General features: G+C 53.4%; 15 protein-coding genes and 1 other RNA gene. 7 read left to right on the forward strand and 9 right to left on the reverse strand.

Features of this window, described 5'->3' with window-relative positions:
- From HB631_RS22205 to amtB, 4 genes are all read left to right on the forward strand, one after another.
- On the forward strand, positions 1 to 1,770 hold the full coding sequence (locus HB631_RS22205; RefSeq protein WP_213993354.1) for a SmdA family multidrug ABC transporter permease/ATP-binding protein: 1,770 nt from the start codon (positions 1 to 3) through the stop codon (positions 1,768 to 1,770).
- Positions 1,763 to 3,547 carry a SmdB family multidrug efflux ABC transporter permease/ATP-binding protein gene (locus HB631_RS22210; protein WP_213993355.1) on the forward strand — a complete coding sequence of 595 codons (1,785 nt, stop codon included), beginning with the start codon at positions 1,763 to 1,765 and terminating at the stop codon, positions 3,545 to 3,547. Before HB631_RS22205 ends, HB631_RS22210 begins: the two co-directional genes overlap by 8 nt.
- 325 nt (positions 3,548 to 3,872) lie before the next feature.
- Entirely contained in the window at positions 3,873 to 4,211 is a 339-nt protein-coding gene (gene glnK / locus HB631_RS22215) for a P-II family nitrogen regulator (protein ID WP_009639071.1), read from the forward strand.
- A 37-nt stretch (positions 4,212 to 4,248) separates the two neighbouring features.
- Positions 4,249 to 5,535, forward strand: coding sequence for an ammonium transporter AmtB (gene amtB, locus HB631_RS22220; RefSeq protein ID WP_213993356.1), 1,287 nt, complete (start codon positions 4,249 to 4,251; stop codon positions 5,533 to 5,535).
- A gap of 575 nt (positions 5,536 to 6,110) precedes the next feature.
- On the opposite strand, the gene tesB is transcribed toward amtB, so the two are convergent.
- Positions 6,111 to 6,980 carry an acyl-CoA thioesterase II gene (gene tesB, locus HB631_RS22225; protein WP_213993357.1) on the reverse strand — a complete coding sequence of 290 codons (870 nt, stop codon included), beginning with the start codon at positions 6,978 to 6,980 and terminating at the stop codon, positions 6,111 to 6,113.
- 250 nt (positions 6,981 to 7,230) lie between these two features.
- Between tesB and HB631_RS22230 the strand changes: the two genes are divergently transcribed.
- Complete coding sequence (locus HB631_RS22230; RefSeq protein WP_213993358.1) at positions 7,231 to 7,791, forward strand: YbaY family lipoprotein; 561 nt, start codon at positions 7,231 to 7,233, stop codon at positions 7,789 to 7,791.
- A 63-nt stretch (positions 7,792 to 7,854) separates the two neighbouring features.
- Here the strand turns inward: HB631_RS22230 and HB631_RS22235 are convergent, their stop codons facing one another.
- A complete protein-coding gene (locus tag HB631_RS22235) occupies positions 7,855 to 8,169 on the reverse strand; it encodes an MGMT family protein (RefSeq protein ID WP_213993359.1) in 315 nt (104 codons plus the stop codon).
- A 196-nt stretch (positions 8,170 to 8,365) separates the two neighbouring features.
- Here HB631_RS22235 and ffs point away from each other — a divergent pair.
- Positions 8,366 to 8,462: signal recognition particle sRNA small type (gene ffs / locus HB631_RS22240), an RNA gene on the forward strand.
- Between the two features lie 575 nt (positions 8,463 to 9,037).
- Here the strand turns inward: ffs and HB631_RS22245 are convergent.
- From HB631_RS22245 to HB631_RS22270, 6 genes are all read right to left on the reverse strand, one after another.
- Entirely contained in the window at positions 9,038 to 9,241 is a 204-nt protein-coding gene (locus HB631_RS22245) for an HHA domain-containing protein (RefSeq protein ID WP_132922918.1), read from the reverse strand.
- Positions 9,242 to 9,287: 46 nt separating this feature from the next.
- Positions 9,288 to 9,647, reverse strand: coding sequence for an Hha toxicity modulator TomB (tomB, locus tag HB631_RS22250; protein ID WP_213993360.1), 360 nt, complete (start codon positions 9,645 to 9,647; stop codon positions 9,288 to 9,290).
- A 639-nt stretch (positions 9,648 to 10,286) separates the two neighbouring features.
- Complete coding sequence (gene ykgO / locus HB631_RS22255; RefSeq protein WP_213993361.1) at positions 10,287 to 10,427, reverse strand: type B 50S ribosomal protein L36; 141 nt, start codon at positions 10,425 to 10,427, stop codon at positions 10,287 to 10,289.
- A 14-nt stretch (positions 10,428 to 10,441) separates the two neighbouring features.
- On the reverse strand, positions 10,442 to 10,702 hold the full coding sequence (locus HB631_RS22260; protein ID WP_213993362.1) for a type B 50S ribosomal protein L31: 261 nt from the start codon (positions 10,700 to 10,702) through the stop codon (positions 10,442 to 10,444).
- A 103-nt stretch (positions 10,703 to 10,805) separates the two neighbouring features.
- On the reverse strand, positions 10,806 to 13,964 hold the full coding sequence (locus HB631_RS22265) for an efflux RND transporter permease subunit (protein ID WP_213993363.1): 3,159 nt from the start codon (positions 13,962 to 13,964) through the stop codon (positions 10,806 to 10,808).
- Positions 13,965 to 13,982: 18 nt separating this feature from the next.
- The gene (locus HB631_RS22270; RefSeq protein ID WP_213993364.1) at positions 13,983 to 15,179 is read right to left on the reverse strand and encodes an efflux RND transporter periplasmic adaptor subunit; all 1,197 of its coding nucleotides are present in this window, start codon (positions 15,177 to 15,179) and stop codon (positions 13,983 to 13,985) included.
- A gap of 149 nt (positions 15,180 to 15,328) precedes the next feature.
- Here HB631_RS22270 and acrR point away from each other — a divergent pair, with 149 nt between their 5' ends.
- Positions 15,329 to 15,976 carry a multidrug efflux transporter transcriptional repressor AcrR gene (gene acrR, locus HB631_RS22275; protein WP_213993365.1) on the forward strand — a complete coding sequence of 216 codons (648 nt, stop codon included), beginning with the start codon at positions 15,329 to 15,331 and terminating at the stop codon, positions 15,974 to 15,976.
- Here the strand turns inward: acrR and rsmS are convergent.
- Positions 15,968 to 16,132: a pleiotropic regulatory protein RsmS gene (gene rsmS / locus HB631_RS22280; RefSeq protein WP_213993366.1), complete on the reverse strand. Its 165-nt coding sequence runs from the start codon at positions 16,130 to 16,132 to the stop codon at positions 15,968 to 15,970. The genes acrR and rsmS overlap by 9 nt on opposite strands.
- Positions 16,133 to 16,210 lie beyond the last annotated feature (78 nt).

A 16,210-nucleotide genomic window follows, 5' to 3' on the forward strand; every position in this document is an offset into this window, starting at 1 on the left:
GTGAGATTATTTGCACAACTAGGTTGGTACTTCCGTCGCGAATGGCGACGTTATCTGGGATCGGTTGCTCTGCTGATCGTCATCGCCGTTTTACAGCTGATCCCGCCCAAATTGGTGGGCGTAATTGTGGATGGCGTAACCGAACACCGGGCGTCAAACCGCATGATCATGCTGTGGATCGGCGCCATGACCCTTACCGCGGTGATGGTTTACCTGCTGCGCTATGTCTGGCGCATATTGTTATTCGGTGCGTCATATCAATTGGCGGTCGAACTGCGCGCGCGTTTCTACCGGTTGCTCAGCGGCCAGTTGCCCGGCTTCTATTTGCGCCATCGTACCGGTGATTTGATGGCCCGCGCCACCAACGATGTGGATCGGGTGGTGTTTGCCGCTGGGGAAGGGGTACTGACCTTGGTGGATTCGCTGGTGATGGGCTGCTCGGTACTGGTGGTGATGAGCGTCCAGATCAGTTGGCAGCTCACGCTGCTTTCCCTGGTGCCGATGCCGATTATGGCGCTGATTGTCAAACATAATGGCGATGAGCTGCATCGGCGTTTCAAATCGGCGCAGGCGGCGTTCTCTTCTTTGAATAATCAGACCCAGGAAAGTCTCACCGGTATCAGAATGATCAAGGCTTTTGGCCTGGAAGATTACCAGTCGGATCGATTCGTACAGGTGGCCGCCGAAGCCGGCTCGAAAAATATGCGGGTGGCGCGCATTGACGCCCGTTTTGATCCGACCATTTATCTGACGGTGGGTTTCTCTAATTTGCTGGCCATTGGCGGCGGCAGCTGGATGGTGATGCAGGATCTGCTGACCCTCGGTCAACTCACCAGTTTTATCATGTATCTGGGGCTGATGATTTGGCCGATGCTGGCACTGGCCTGGATGTTCAATATCGTCGAACGGGGCAGCGCCGCCTACAGCCGGATACGGCAAACCCTTGACGAGGCCCCTGAGGTCACAGACGGCGTCAGCGCGTTGCCCCCCGACCGGGGCACGCTGCAGGTGGATATCGGCAGTTTTACCTACCCTCATACCTTGCAGCCAACCCTGACCCAGATTCAACTGACGCTGTCGCCGGGTAAAATGCTGGGTATCTGTGGCCCCACCGGCGCCGGTAAAAGTACGTTGTTGTCGCTTATCCAACGTCATTTCGATGTGACCCGCGGGGAAATCCGTTTCCACGGCATTCCACTGCCGTCCATCAAGCTTGATGAATGGCGCGGCCGCCTGGCGGTGGTCAGCCAAACCCCGTTCCTTTTTTCCGACACCGTGGCGCATAATATCGCCCTCGGCAGGCCGGACGCCACCCGCCGGCAGATTGAACAAGCGGCTGAACTGGCCTGTGTGCACGATGATATCCTCCGGCTACCACAGGGGTACGAAACTCAGGTAGGGGAGCGGGGCGTAATGTTGTCCGGCGGCCAAAAGCAGCGTTTGTCCATTGCCCGGGCTCTGCTGCTGGAGGCGGAAATCCTGGTGCTTGACGATGCGCTGTCCGCTGTAGACGGGCGTACCGAACATACTATTTTGCGCAACCTGCGCCAGTGGGGCGAGGACCGCACCCTTATCATCATCGCCCATCGGTTGTCGGCGTTGCACGCGGCGGATGATATTCTGGTATTAGCCCATGGAACGGTCACCCAGCGGGGGCAACATCAGAGCCTGTTGCAACAGCCTGGCTGGTACCGGGATATGTTCCGCTACCAGCAGTTGGAGGCGGCCCTCACCGCGGATCCCGATGCGCCGGAGGTGGCCGATGCGTAAATGGCAAACCCTGTGGCCCACCTTGAGACGATTGTTATCCTACAGCGCGCCCTACCGCAAATCCCTTATCCGGGCGGTGGTCATGCTGTGGCTGGCGGCGGCGGCGGAGGTGGCCGGGCCGGTGGTCATCAGTTATTTTATCGATCACGTGGTGCCGCTTAAACAATTCCCGGTGCTGCTGGTGACGGGACTGGCCCTGGCGTATATCGCGCTGCAGCTTATTTCCGCGTCGCTGCGTTATTTTCAGTCCCTGCTATTTAACCGAACGGCATTGGACATTGTGCAACAGTTGCGTACCGAAGTGATGGACGCCTCATTGCGACAGCCTTTGAGTACTTTCGACACCCAACCGGTGGGGCAGCTCATTTCGCGGGTCACCAACGATACCGAGGTGGTGAAGGATCTCTATATCACCGTGATGTCCACCTGGTTGCGCTGTATCGCGCTGGTCGTGGCGATGCTGGTGGCCATGTTCGCGCTCGACTGGCGCATGGCCTGCGTTGCCCTGGTCATCTTCCCGGTGGTGGCGCTGGTCATGTCCATATATCAATATTACAGCACGCCCATCGTTCGCCGTCTGCGCGCCTACTTGGCGGATATCAACGACGGATTCAACGAAGCCATCAGCGGCATGACCGTTATCCAACAATTCCGCCAGCAGCAGCGCTTCGGAAAAAAACTGGCGGATGCCAGCCACTCTCACTACCTGGCCCGTATGCAAACCCTGAGATTGGAGGGCTTTTTGCTGCGGCCGTTGCTGAGTTTGCTCTCCGCCCTGGTGCTGTGCGGCCTGTTGATGCTGTTTGGCTTTAGTCCGGTGGGTTCGGTGGGGGTAGGTGTATTATATGCATTTATCAACTATTTAGGCCGGCTGAACGAGCCGCTGATTGAACTTACCACGCAGCAATCCATGTTGCAGCAGGCGGTAGTGGCGGGGGAACGTATCTTCGAATTGATGGATGGCCGCCAGCAGCAATATGGCATTGATGATGCGCCGCTGTGCAGCGGGAGTATAGAGATCCGCGATCTGACCTTTGCCTATCGGGACGACACGTCGGTGTTAAAGCATGTCTCGCTTACCGTCCCGTCCCGCAGCTTTATCGCCCTGGTGGGACATACCGGCAGCGGCAAAAGCACCCTGGCTAATCTTATGATGGGGTATTACCGTATCGGCCAGGGGCGCCTGCTGCTGGACGGGCGTTCCATCGACAGTCTGTCGCACCGGGTGCTCAGGCAAGGGGTGGCCATCGTCCAACAGGATCCGGTGGTGATGGCGGATACGGTGTTCACCAATATTACCTTGGGGCGGGATATCACCGAGGCCCAGGTTTGGCGGGCCCTTGAACAGGTACAATTGGCCGAACTGGTGCGCGCGTTGCCCGACGGGCTGTATGCTGAGCTCGGCGAACAGGGAAATACGCTCTCGGTGGGGCAAAAGCAGCTGCTGGCGCTGGCCAGGGTCATGGTATTGACACCGGAGATCCTGATTCTGGACGAGGCCACGGCCAATATTGACAGCGGCACCGAACAGGCCATTCAACGGGCGCTGGCGACCATTCGCAGGCAGACGACACTGGTGGTCATCGCCCATCGTCTGTCCACCATTGTCGATGCCGATGAAATCCTGGTATTGCATCGTGGGGAAGCGGTAGAGCGCGGATCCCACGATTTCCTGCTGCGGCAGCAGGGACGTTACTACCAAATGTACCAGCTCCAACAGGCCGGCCGGGTCTTGTATTCCGGCGTTGGGGTCGCCCCCATTCCCAGACCGGTCTGAACGGCGTTTTCCACCGTGATTTCCGTTTTTGCCCATCGGGCGGGTTGTATTGCCCGCCTATTTACATTTAGCCGCACCGCAATCGGGCATTCACCGCCAATCACCCGCCCCAATGCACTTTTATCAGGCGTTACGCCTCTTTTTAGTGCATAACATCTCCCTCTCTTTGGACCCGACGCCGGGTAAAACAGGGTCCATACCTGCCCGCGCTCCCTAGGCAGGCATCGAAGGGTAAATTTTTATTTCAAAACATTTATGGCACATGCTTTGCTTTACTCAGGCGTAGTGGTCGCGAGTTCGGATCCAAATTCTTGAGGGGGAGCATATGAAGCTGGTAACCGTGGTGATTAAACCATTCAAATTGGAAGACGTGCGAGAAGCGCTATCTGCTGTGGGTATTCAAGGGCTAACGGTCACCGAGGTAAAAGGGTTTGGACGGCAAAAAGGCCATGCTGAACTTTATCGCGGGGCTGAATACAGCGTTAATTTCCTGCCAAAAGTAAAAATTGATATTGCCATCGCCGACGATCAACTGGACGAAGTTATCGACGTCATCAGTAAAGCGGCTTACACCGGAAAGATCGGGGACGGCAAGATTTTTGTTGCGGAGTTACAACGGGTCATTCGTATTCGTACCGGCGAAACCGACGAAGCAGCACTTTAACGACCAGCGCGAATTTTGTGGATAGGGATGAATGAAAATGAAGAAACTTGTCTCATTAACCGGCCTTGGGGCATTGGCACTGTTGCCAACATGGGCTATGGCCGCGACACCGGTTGTCGATAAGGCCGATAATGCGTTTATGATGATTAGCACCGCTTTGGTGCTGTTTATGACTTTACCGGGTATCGCTTTATTTTACGGCGGCATGATACGTGCCAAAAACGTTCTGTCAATGCTGACCCAGGTTTCGGTGACCTTCGCCATGGTATGCGTACTGTGGATGCTTTACGGTTATTCACTGGCCTTCAGCGATGGCAACCCTTTCTTTGGCAGCTTTACCTGGGCCATGCTGAAAAATATTCCAATAACGGCATTGATGGGGACTTTCTATCAGTTGGTGCATGTGGCGTTCCAGTGCTCGTTCGCTTGTATCACCGTGGGCCTGATTGTCGGCGCGCTGGCGGAACGCATCCGGTTCTCCGCTGTTTTGATCTTTGTGGTGATCTGGCTGACGTTCTCTTATGCACCTATGGCGCATATGGTTTGGGCGGGTGGTTATCTGGCTTCCATGGGTGCGCTGGATTTCGCCGGTGGTACGGTGGTTCACATCAACGCCGCCAGCGCAGGGCTGATCGGTGCTTATATGCTGGGCAAACGTGCGGGTTTTGGCCGAGAGTCTTTTAAACCGCATAATCTGCCGATGGTATTTACCGGTACCGCCATTCTGTATGTGGGCTGGTTCGGCTTCAACGCCGGTTCCGCCAGCGCTGCTAACGAAATCGCCGGCCTGGCGTTTATCAATACGGTGATGGCTACCGCCGGCGCCATCCTCTCCTGGGTCTTTGTAGAGTGGATGATTCGTGGCAAGCCGTCGTTGTTAGGCGCCTGTTCCGGTTGTATCGCGGGTTTGGTCGCCATTACGCCCGCCGCCGGTTTCGTTGGTGTCGGCGGTGCGCTGGTGATTGGCCTGGCGGGTGGTGTTGCCGGTCTGTGGGGTGTGGTGGCGCTGAAGAAATGGCTGCGTGTGGATGACGTTTGCGATGTGTTCGGCGTGCACGGCGTTTGCGGTATCACTGGTTGCTTGCTGACCGGCGTCTTCACCTCCGCTTCACTGGGCGGTGTCGGCTATGCGCAGGGCATGACCATGGGTCATCAGCTTTGGGTGCAGCTTTATAGCGTGATTGTTTGTTTGATATGGTCCGGCGTGGTTGCCTTTGTCGGCTTCAAGATTGCCGATATCGCGGTGGGTTTGCGGGTTTCGGAAGAGCAGGAACGCGAAGGCCTGGATGTCAACAGCCATGGCGAAAGTGCTTACAACGAATAATTCAAGCAGGGCTGGCCGGTATAAGTTTACCGGCAAGTAACTGAACCCGGGGCGTCTATATGACGCCCCGGTTTTTTTTGCGGACAAATAGGGTCTCCCTTTAACACGTTCGCTGCACGTCCGGTGATAGCGGGCCGCGCTGTGGGGCGCTCGGGCAGGCGGAAAAACCACGCCTGCTTCGACCCTATTGACAGGGTCTCCCTTCAACACGGTCGCTGCACGTCCGACGATCGCGGGCCTACCGCGTCATGGGGCGCTCGGGCAGGCGGAAAAACCACGCCTGCTTCGACCCTATTGACAGGGTCTCCCTTCAACACGGTCGCTGCACGCCCGACGATCGCGGGCCTACCGCGTCATGGGGCGCTCGGGCAGGCGGAAAAACCACGCCTGCTTCGACCCCATTGACACGGTCTCCCTTCAACACGGTCGCTGCACGTCCGACGATCGCGGGCCTACCGCGTCATGGGGCGCTCGGGCAGGCGGCAAAACCACGCCTGCTTCGACCCCATTGACACGGTCTCCCTTTAACACGATCGCTGCACGTCCGACGATCGCGGGTCTTCCCACTGCTTGGTTCAATCCGGTCCGTTGGTGCGGCGCATCACGCCTTCCTGGGCCGCCGATGCGATCAGTATCCCGTCTCGGCTGTAGAATTGCCCGCGGACATAACCGCGCGCTCCCGAGGAAGAGGGGCTTTTTATGGCATATAACAGCCAATCTTCGAGATTGAACGGTCGATGAAACCACATGGCGTGATCAATCGTGGCTATGTCCATGCCCGGTTCGAGAAAACCGACGCCGTGGGGCTGGAGCGCGGTGGGCAGAAAATTGAAATCGGAGATATAGCCCAGCAAACATTGATGGCTATGGATATCCGCGGGCATGGCACCGTTGGCACGTAGCCAGATATAGCGCTCGGGTTTTTCCAGTCGTCCTTTGACGGGATTATGGAAAATAACCGGACGTACCTCGAAGGGTTGTTCCCCGGATAATTTTTCCCGCAGCAACGGCGGCAGACTTTCAGTCAGCCGGTCTAAAATCTCCCTCTCCGACGGTAATCCCTCAGGTGGCGCCACCCGCGGCATGGGGTCCTGATGTTCAAATCCCTCTTCGGGATATTGAAAGGACCCGGTCATGGTAAATATTGTCTGTCCCATTTGTGAGGCTTCGACCCGGCGGGCGCTAAAATTATGACCGTCGCGCAGGTTCGCGACCTGATACATGATTGGCTCATCACTGTTGCCGGGACGCAGGAAATAACAATGGAAAGAGTGCAGGATGCGGCCATCCGGCACGGTTTGTCGGGCGGCAAACAGCGCCTGGCCTACCACTTGGCCGCCAAATACGCGTTTGAGGCCTAAATCCTCGCTTTGACCGCGAAAAAGTCCTTCTCCAATATTTTCCAATGTCATCAGCGTCAATAACTGATTAAGTGTGTGGCTCATAGGCATACCGCGTAAATATCAAAATGGATTAAGGATAACGTACAGGACGCTTAACCCCCGCCGTTCAATATGGGTCCGCCGCATCCTGGAGCGGGCAGAACCCCAATCAGTTTACCTGCGAAATTGGCTAACAGGAAAATATCAGGATCCTGTGCCATTATTAAAGCATTAGGTGGTATTAACCACTACGAATTCACCGCCAATATAAGTGGTGAAATGGTGAGCTGATAATAAGAAGGAGAGGTAAATCATGAAACTCTGGCAAACAATCGGCGGGGTCATTTTTTTGGCAACGCTTTCCGGCTGTGCCGATAAAGGGCATCAAGTGGCGACTCCCGCGTTTAAAACTCCTGGTACGGCGGATGAGGCGCAAGCCATCAGACAGCCGGCGGTAACAGGTACCGTCTGGATCAGGCAACGTTTGGCCTTGCCGCCGGATGCGGTGTTAACCGTTACCTTATCCGATGCAAGTTTGTCCGACGTCCCCTCTACCGTGATCTCACAGCGTGTGATACGTACCGAAGGCAAACAGGCGCCGTTCAGCTTTGTGCTGCCGTATAATCCCACTGAAATCCAGGCCAATGCACGTATCCTGCTGAGCGCGGCCATTACCGTAAACGGACGCGTGGCGCTGATGACCGAGCAAGTGAAACCGGTGATTAATAACGGCGGCACCAAGCAGGATCTGGTTCTGGTTCCGGCTGCATCGGTACCGTTGGCAACCCGACCCATGGCGGCCTCAACCGTGCCTTCCACGTCGCCGACGCAGGTAACGCCTTCAAGCAGCATCCCGGCACCTAATCAGCTTTAAACTGTAAGTCACTTGGGTTTGTGCCACACCACTGCCGGCAAAGAGTGCCCGCAGTGTGATGCGTTACCAGCGCCAGCGGTAACGGTCAAGGTCCACTTTACCCTGGTTGTCCATTTCAATGCCTTCTGCTTCCAGCGCCGTTTTTTGGCGCAGGAAGCCTTCTCCCGGCAGCGAGATGCCGCCATGCCGATTAAGCACCCGGTGCCAGGGCAGCTTTGTGCCCTGAGGCAAGCGGCTAAGGATGCCGCCTACTTGCCTGGCGGCGCGTGGCGAGCCGGCCAGAAGGGCTACGTCGCCATAAGTGGTTATACTGCCGGCCGGAATAGCGGCAATGATCTGGAATACCCGCTGACGAAAGGAATCTGTTGATTCATCCATTATGCTGTAGCCAAAGATAACATTTACCCGTTTATGTTGGCATAAAAGTCATAGGCGGGGAAGATGGACATGGCTGGACCTCGGCTTTAGGATTTCGGCCAAGAAAGCAGCGCTTAAATTCTATCGGCTTGCAATTGGTGGGGGCATCATCGATAATGCCCCGCGCCTTAGAATTTAGGGCCGTCAATGGAGGCTCTGTTGGTGCTCCCGCAACATTAACTTGTGAACTCGGTCAGGTCCGGAAGGAAGCAGCCGTAGCAGGCGTCGTGTGTGCCGGGATGTTGCTGGCGGGGCCTCCACCCATTTCTCTTTGCAATAACTGCTTATATTCGTCTTGAGACACAGTGACGACTCATCCCGTTTTTTCATCGCGAAAGATGAGCATGCTAAACAGGAGTGTGATTTGCATGTTTATCACATCCAAATTTAAATTTCCCGGCTAAGGCAACGATGATTCCCGTCGTCTAAAGATATGCGTAGATTATAGGTGAGTGATTACCGTTTAACGAAGTCATAGCCTGTACATTATAGCTCTATGCCATATTACTCAGGCTTAATAGAATGTTTGGGATATATTGTCTATTAAATTTTTTTCGGTGAATGTGCCTTTCGCAAAACGCTCAATAAAATTAACCACTGGTAAATCCCGTTTGAGCCATGCTTGATGCTGGTTAGGATTTTGGGTGTAATTTTTTTTTGGCGAGCGTCCTTTGCGCGAGGAAAGTGAAACGGGTTTTCATACAAATGAGCGGCGAATCAAATCACAAAAACATCACTTTTTATAAGGTTGATAGTGTAAGTATGACGGATCATTTATATGGATGAGGATATATAATAATGTTAATACTAAGTATCAGATAATGGGCATTTATCGAACATACTTCCATACAGACACCGGGACTTTATCATAGAGCTTGTCCATTGTCAGCTCAGCCAATCGATGATCGGCAGCGGAGTTGAATATCTCAAGCTCATCGTCGGACAGTTCGTATTTGTTCTTTTCAATCACACGCTCCAATGTCTCGAGGGTTCTGCATTTGCGCAGACGCATTAGATAGTCAATTTTTTTCATGATGGCCTTAGATGTTGAGTGGAATGTTAAAATATTATTTACTATTTCAAGAAATACAAAGTTCAGTCTCTGAGAATGTTCCGAATAAACGTGAACGGCTGGTGCGCCATCTCTGAACATCCAGGTTGTTGATACCGCAGCTGCTGAATAGCGTAAACGTATCATCCAAGAAAGATTCTACATGATCGGTAAGATCGCTTTCGTTATGATGTTTAAGCTTAAAACTCACCATATAAGAAGCAATATGATCAATTAATTCATTCATCTGCAAATTTATGGCGGAAGCGGGATCATTAACCCATCCATGGTAACTATCACCAAGGCTGGCAATACCTTCATCATAAAGAGTAGCACAGAGGAATTTTAGTTGCGCAATATCATGTCTTTTGGGTGAATACTCATCCATATCAGCCCTCCTACCTTAGACAAATTACCTTCATCTTTAAAATCGGCCGGGATTGAGCGGCTTGTTATCCGTGTCGATTCTTGCGCCCTATTTAAAGATAGAAGATGCAAGTAGTATAGCACAATCAGCTTACATTAACTTACTGTTCGATGCTCGCGCAATTTTTATATCGTAGCCGATACCGCTGTACGTGTACAGACCGGGCAATGAACAAGATACCATCAGTACAGTTATGAAGGGAGTGGTAATTCAAGTCGAAAACAAATTGCAGGTTACCCTTAAAGTCATTACCCGGCACACCGACAACCAGATAAAAACTCATTTCCACTTCGATATCCTAACAGGTATTTATTATTACCATTTATTGCCTGGTTACACACCCTTTATTGCTAAAAAATTATGACAATACGTTGCAAATCAGTCTTAATCACTTAATTTACATAACACTTTAGCTGGATATGTTTAGTTTGCCTGAACAAAAGCTACAGCCCCCTTCGGGGCCGAAAGCGATTAACACCGAGGCTGTCGGGAAGCCGCTTAAACTATATAAGGATGATATCGGGGTATTTCAACCTTAACCGGTAATAAAAAAGGGCCCCAAACAGAGGGCCCCGATAATGACGGCAAGCTTGCCGCGGGCTATTTTTTTCCGCTGCCTCCCTGGACGGCTTTAAAACGGGGATTGGATTTGCAAATGACATAGATACGTCCGCGACGGCGTACCACTTTACAATCCTTGTGACGGGTTTTGGCCGAACGTAACGAGCTTAATACCTGCATGCCGATGCTTTTCCTTATGACGGATCTTTGCTGAAAAACCGACCGAAACGTTGGTTAAAGCGCGCCGTACTGCCCTCTTTATCCACTATCCTCTGTTTGCCTGTGTAATAGGGATGTGATTCCGACGAGACTTCCACGGTGACATAGGGATAGGTTTTCCCATCTAAATCCAGAGTGCGATCGGTTTTTATGGTGGAGCCTATCTTAAAATAGGTATCGGCGCTGGTGTCATGGAATAGCACGGTGCGATAGTCAGGATGGATACCGGGTTTCATAAATCACCTCATATGTTATGTTATATCATAACTATTATGCACGGATTTATTCCCAAGTCAAATCAGCAAAAAAAAAGGCCGCTTGCGCGGCCTTGGTTAACACTTAGTCATGGTAGGGATTATCTACCGGTCGGCTAGGTTCGTTTTCATTCTCGGACCGGTTGCCGAAGCGGCGGCGGACCACCACAAAGAATACCGGGACAAAGAAGATCGCCAGCAGGGTGGCGGTGACCATCCCGCCCATCACGCCGGTACCCACCGCATTCTGCGCGCCCGAACCGGCACCGGTACTGATGGCCAGCGGCAGCACGCCGAGGATAAAGGCCAGGGAGGTCATCAGAATCGGACGTAGTCGCATACGTACCGCCTCCAATGTCGCTTCCACCAAGCCCTTGCCTTCTTTATCCATCAAATCCTTGGCGAATTCGACGATAAGGATGGCGTTCTTCGCCGACAGGCCGATAGTGGTCAGCAGGCCTACCTGGAAGTAGACGTCGTTGGTCATCCCGCGCAGGGAGGCGGCTATCAGCGCACCCACCACGCCAAGGGGAACCACCAGCATGACCGCGAACGGAATCGACCAGCTTTCATACAACGCCGCCAGGCAGAGGAATACCACAATCAGCGATATGGCGTACAAAGCCGGCGCCTGATTGCCGGACAAGCGTTCCTGGTATGAGGTACCCGTCCAACTGTAACTGATGCCCGCCGGCAGTTTGGCTGCCAACTGTTCCATCAAAATCATAGCCTCGCCGGTACTTCTGCCCGGGGATGCCTCGCCCTGTATTTCCATTGAAGGCAAGCCGTTATAGCGTTCCAGACGAGGCGAACCGAATTGCCAGTGGCTGGAAGTAAAGGCGGATAAAGGCACCATTGAACCGTTAGTCGCGCGGACAAACCAGTTATTGATATCCGTGGGCAACATGCGATACGGCGCGTCACCCTGGACATAAACCTGTTTTACCCGGCCTCGGTCGACGAAGTTATTGACATAGCTACTTCCTAGCGCCGCACCGATGGTGGTGTTGAGATCGGAGAGAGATACCCCAAGCGCCTGCGCCTTTTCCTGATCAACATCGAGTTTGAATTGCGGAGTATCTTCCAGTCCGTTGGGCCGTACTCGCGCTAGAAGTTCAGGATGCTGTGCAGCCATGCCGAGCAATTGATTTCGTGCTTCCGTCAATTTATCGTGGCCTAAGCCATTGTTATCGATCAATTCAAAGTCGAAGCCGGTGGCATTACCCAATTCCGTGATCGGCGGCAGGTTGAACGATAAAACAATGGCGTCCTTGATTTGGGCAAAGGCAACATTGGCGCGTGCGACAATGGCCGGTACCTTGTTCTCACTACCGCTGCGATGGCCCCAATCCTTGAGGCTGACAAACGCCAGACCGTTATTCTGTCCCCGCCCGGAGAAACCAAAGCCATTAACGGTAAACACCGAATTGACATTGTCCTTCTCATCTTTCATGAAATGTTCGCTGACCTGATTCAGCACCTGCTGCGTCCGTTCCTGGGTGGCGCCCACCGGTAACTGGATCATGTTGAGAAATACGCCCTGATCTTCCTCCGGCAGGAATGAAGAGGGCAGTCGAATAAACAGCAGCGCCATACCCACCACAATCAACAGATAGATGATCAGATAACGGCCGGTGCTGTTCAGTATATGGCCGATACTGTCGGTGTAGTGATTGGAGCTTTGTTCGAACTTTTTATTAAACCAGCCGAAGAATCCGGTGGTGGTGCCGTGCTCGCCCTTTTTTATCGGCTTCAGCAGGGTGGAACACAGCGCCGGGGTCAGAATCATCGCCACCAGCACCGACAATACCATGGCGGAGACGATGGTAATGGAGAACTGACGGTAAATGGCACCGGTGGCGCCGCCGAAGAAAGCCATGGGAACGAATACAGCCGACAGCACCAGGGCGATACCTACCAGGGCTCCCTGAATCTGGCTCATGGATTTGCGGGTGGCTTCCTTGGGGCTCAGACCTTCCTCCCCCATCACCCGCTCGACGTTTTCCACCACCACGATGGCATCGTCCACCAATAACCCGATGGCCAGCACCATCGCGAACATGGTCAAGGTGTTAATGGAAAAACCGAAGACGTTCAAGATGGCAAAGGTCCCCAGCAATACCACCGGCACCGCGATGGTGGGAATCAGCGTGGCGCGGAAGTTTTGCAGGAACAGATACATCACCAGGAATACCAGGATGATTGCTTCCACCAGGGTCTTAACCACTTCCTGAATGGAGATTTTCACAAACGGCGTGGTATCGTAGGGATAAACCACCCGTAAACCGGCGGGGAAGTTTTGCGATAAACGACTCAGCTCCGATTTTACCGCCGCGGCGGTATCGAGGGCATTGGCGCCGGTGGCCAGCTTGATGGCCAGGCCGGACGCCGGTTTGCCGTTAAACTGCGCAATGACGTTATAGTTTTGCCCCCCCAGTTCTATTCTCGCCACATCCCTGAGGCGCACCTGCGATCCGTCCGGATTGACTTTCAGCAGGATGTTGCCGAATTCCTGCACGCTGGTGAGCTGGGTTTGTACGATGATCGAGGCGTTTAACTGCTGGCCTTTGATGGCGGGAGAACCGCCCAACTGCCCGGCGGCAATCTGGCTGTTTTGCACCGTCAGCGCATTGATAACATCCACCGGCGTCAGCGCGAAGTTATTCAATTTGCTCGGATCCAGCCAGACACGCATGGCATACAGCGAGCCGAACAAGGTGAAATCCCCCACGCCCTCGGTCCGGCTGATGGGATCCTGTATATGGGATCCCACGTAGTCGGATATATCCTGCTGGGTCATGTTGGGGTCGTCGCTGATGAATCCGGCCACCATCAAAAAGCTGGAGCTGGCTTTCTGGATTCTTACCCCTTGATCCTGCACTTCCTGCGGCAATAACGGCATCGCCAGCTGCAGTTTGTTCTGCGTCTGCACCTGGGCGATATCCGGATTGACGCCGGAGTCGAACGTGAGGGTAATCTGCACCGTACCGGATGAGTCGCTGTTGGACGACATATACAGCAGGTGATCGATACCGCTCATATTCTGTTCGATAACCTGGGTAACAGTATTTTGCGCCGTGGTCGCATCGGCGCCCGGATAGGTCGCCGTGATTTGTATGGATGGCGGCGCAATTGCCGGATATTGCTCGATGGGCAGCTTCAAGATGGAAAGCGCGCCCGCGAGCATAAGAATAATGGCAATCACCCATGCAAAGATGGGTCGATCTATGAAGAACTTAGCCATGTGGTTTATCCGTTCCTATTAAGACTTGCTGGCATTTTCAGGCTGTGGTTGTGCCGGTTTTTGTTCGTCTGCGGTTGCCTCTTTTGCCGTAACCTGCGCTCCCGGTCTTACCTTTTGCAGGCCGGTGACGATGACGCGATCCCCTTCCTGTAAACCGGCGGTCACCAGCCATTGATCGCCAATGGCCTGCGGCGCGGTGATCTGACGTACGGCAACCTTATTGTCCGGGCCAACTACCATGGCGGTGGCATTGCCGCGCGGGTCATGGGTTATGCCTTGTTGCGGAACCAGCAGCGCGCCGTCGTTTACCCCTTCGTCAAGACGGGCGCGGACAAACATGCCGGGCAGCAGGGAGAGCTGCGGGTTGGGGAATATGGCGCGCAGGGTAATGGACCCGGTGGTTTCATCCACGGTGACGTCTGAGAATTCCAACGTACCGCTTTGTGCATAAACGCTGCCATCTTCCATCAGGAGGCGCACGGTGGCCTTACCGTTTTGCTGCTTCAGCGTGCCGTTCGCCAGTTCCTGTTTTAACCGCGTATAGTCATTGCTCGATTGAGTCACATCCACATACATGGGATTCAATTGCTGCACGGTAGCCATGGCGGTGGTTTGAGCATTGGTGACCAACGCGCCTTCGGTATAGGCGGATTTGCCGATACGGCCGCTGATGGGGGAGGTGACGCGGGTATAGGCCAGGTTGATGCGAGCGGACTCCAGTGAGGCCTTGGCCGCTACCACCGCGGCATTGTCCTGACGCATGGTGGCCACTGCCGTATCGTAATCCTGTTTGCTGACAAAATTGGTCGGTAGCAGTTTTTGATACCGGTCGACGGTGACCTTGGCGATAGCCGCGTTTGCCTGCGCTTGAGCCAGGGTCCCGTTGGCGTTGTCATAGGCGGCCTGGTAAGTCGCCGGGTCGATTTGATAGAGCGATACTCCGGCCTGCACGTCGCTGCCTTCGACAAAATTCCGCTTCAATATAATGCCGTTGACCTGAGGGCGGACTTCGGCAACACGGAACGCGGTGGTACGGCCGGGTAGATCTGTTGTGACATTCAATGATTGTTTTTTTACCGTCACCACATTCACTTCCGGGGCCTGTTGCTGATTACCTGCCTGTTTAGCATCCTTATTGTCACATCCAACAAGAATAAAGCTGCCTGAGAGCATCAGAACGGCTGCCAGAGGCAAAATCCCTCTGTTTTTGATCATAGTAAACCTCAAGAGTCCGATTTTAAAAAATTAAAGTTGATCAACTGATCACAAGCCTGCAAACCTATTGCTGCGTAACAATTAGCCTTATGCTATGTTACATACATTCGTGAATGTATGTAAATCTAAAGACCTCTAAAAAAAGCGCCATGGCACGAAAAACCAAACTACAGGCTCTGGAAACCCGGCAACACATTTTAGACGCCGCTGTCCATGAATTCTCCCGGCGTGGCGTCTCCGTCACGTCGTTAACCGATATCGCGACGGTGGCGGGGGTGACCCGTGGTGCTATTTATTGGCATTTCAAGAATAAAGTCGAGTTATTTAATGAGATTTGGCATAACGCCGAATCAAAGATTCATGCGTTGGAGCTTGAGTATCAGGCAAAATTTCCCGATGATCCACTCCATGTGTTAACTGAGACATTGATTTACATTCTGGAGTCCACCGTTTCCAATACAGAATGGCGCGCCCTGATGGAAATTGTATTTCATAAATGTGAATTTGTCGGAGAAATGGCCATGTTCCAGGACGTACGTAAAGGATTGTATGCCGAATGCTACGAACGGATCGAGGACGTTCTCAAGCGGTGTATTGCCTGCGGACAATTGCCGGAGGATTTACACTGCCGCCGCGCCGCGATTATGCTGCGGGCCTATATGACCGGGCTGATGGAGAACTGGCTGTTCGTGCCGGGGACTTTCGACCTGCAGGGCGGCTCCCGCGTCCTGGTGGCGGTGCTCATCGATATGCTACGGCTCAGCCCCAGCTTGCGCCACGCGCCGGCATTAGCATGAGGGTTTATCTTCGTCCCGGCGGTGCTTTCGCTGGTAATCTTTTTTAACAATTTCCAGCGCCGCCAGAACCAGCTCCGGTTCCACGTCATTGCTTTCCAGCAGCATAATCAAATCAACCGCTAATTTAACCTCTGGGGACTCATCTTCAAGTGCCACTGTCCTCTCCCGCAAACTTAGCCACGCCGGATAAAATAGAGAGTATAGATGAGATTGATAACATGCTAAATAGTAAGC

The sequence above is a fragment of the Sodalis sp. dw_96 genome, assembly GCF_018449575.1.
Taxonomy (GTDB): domain Bacteria; phylum Pseudomonadota; class Gammaproteobacteria; order Enterobacterales; family Enterobacteriaceae; genus Acerihabitans.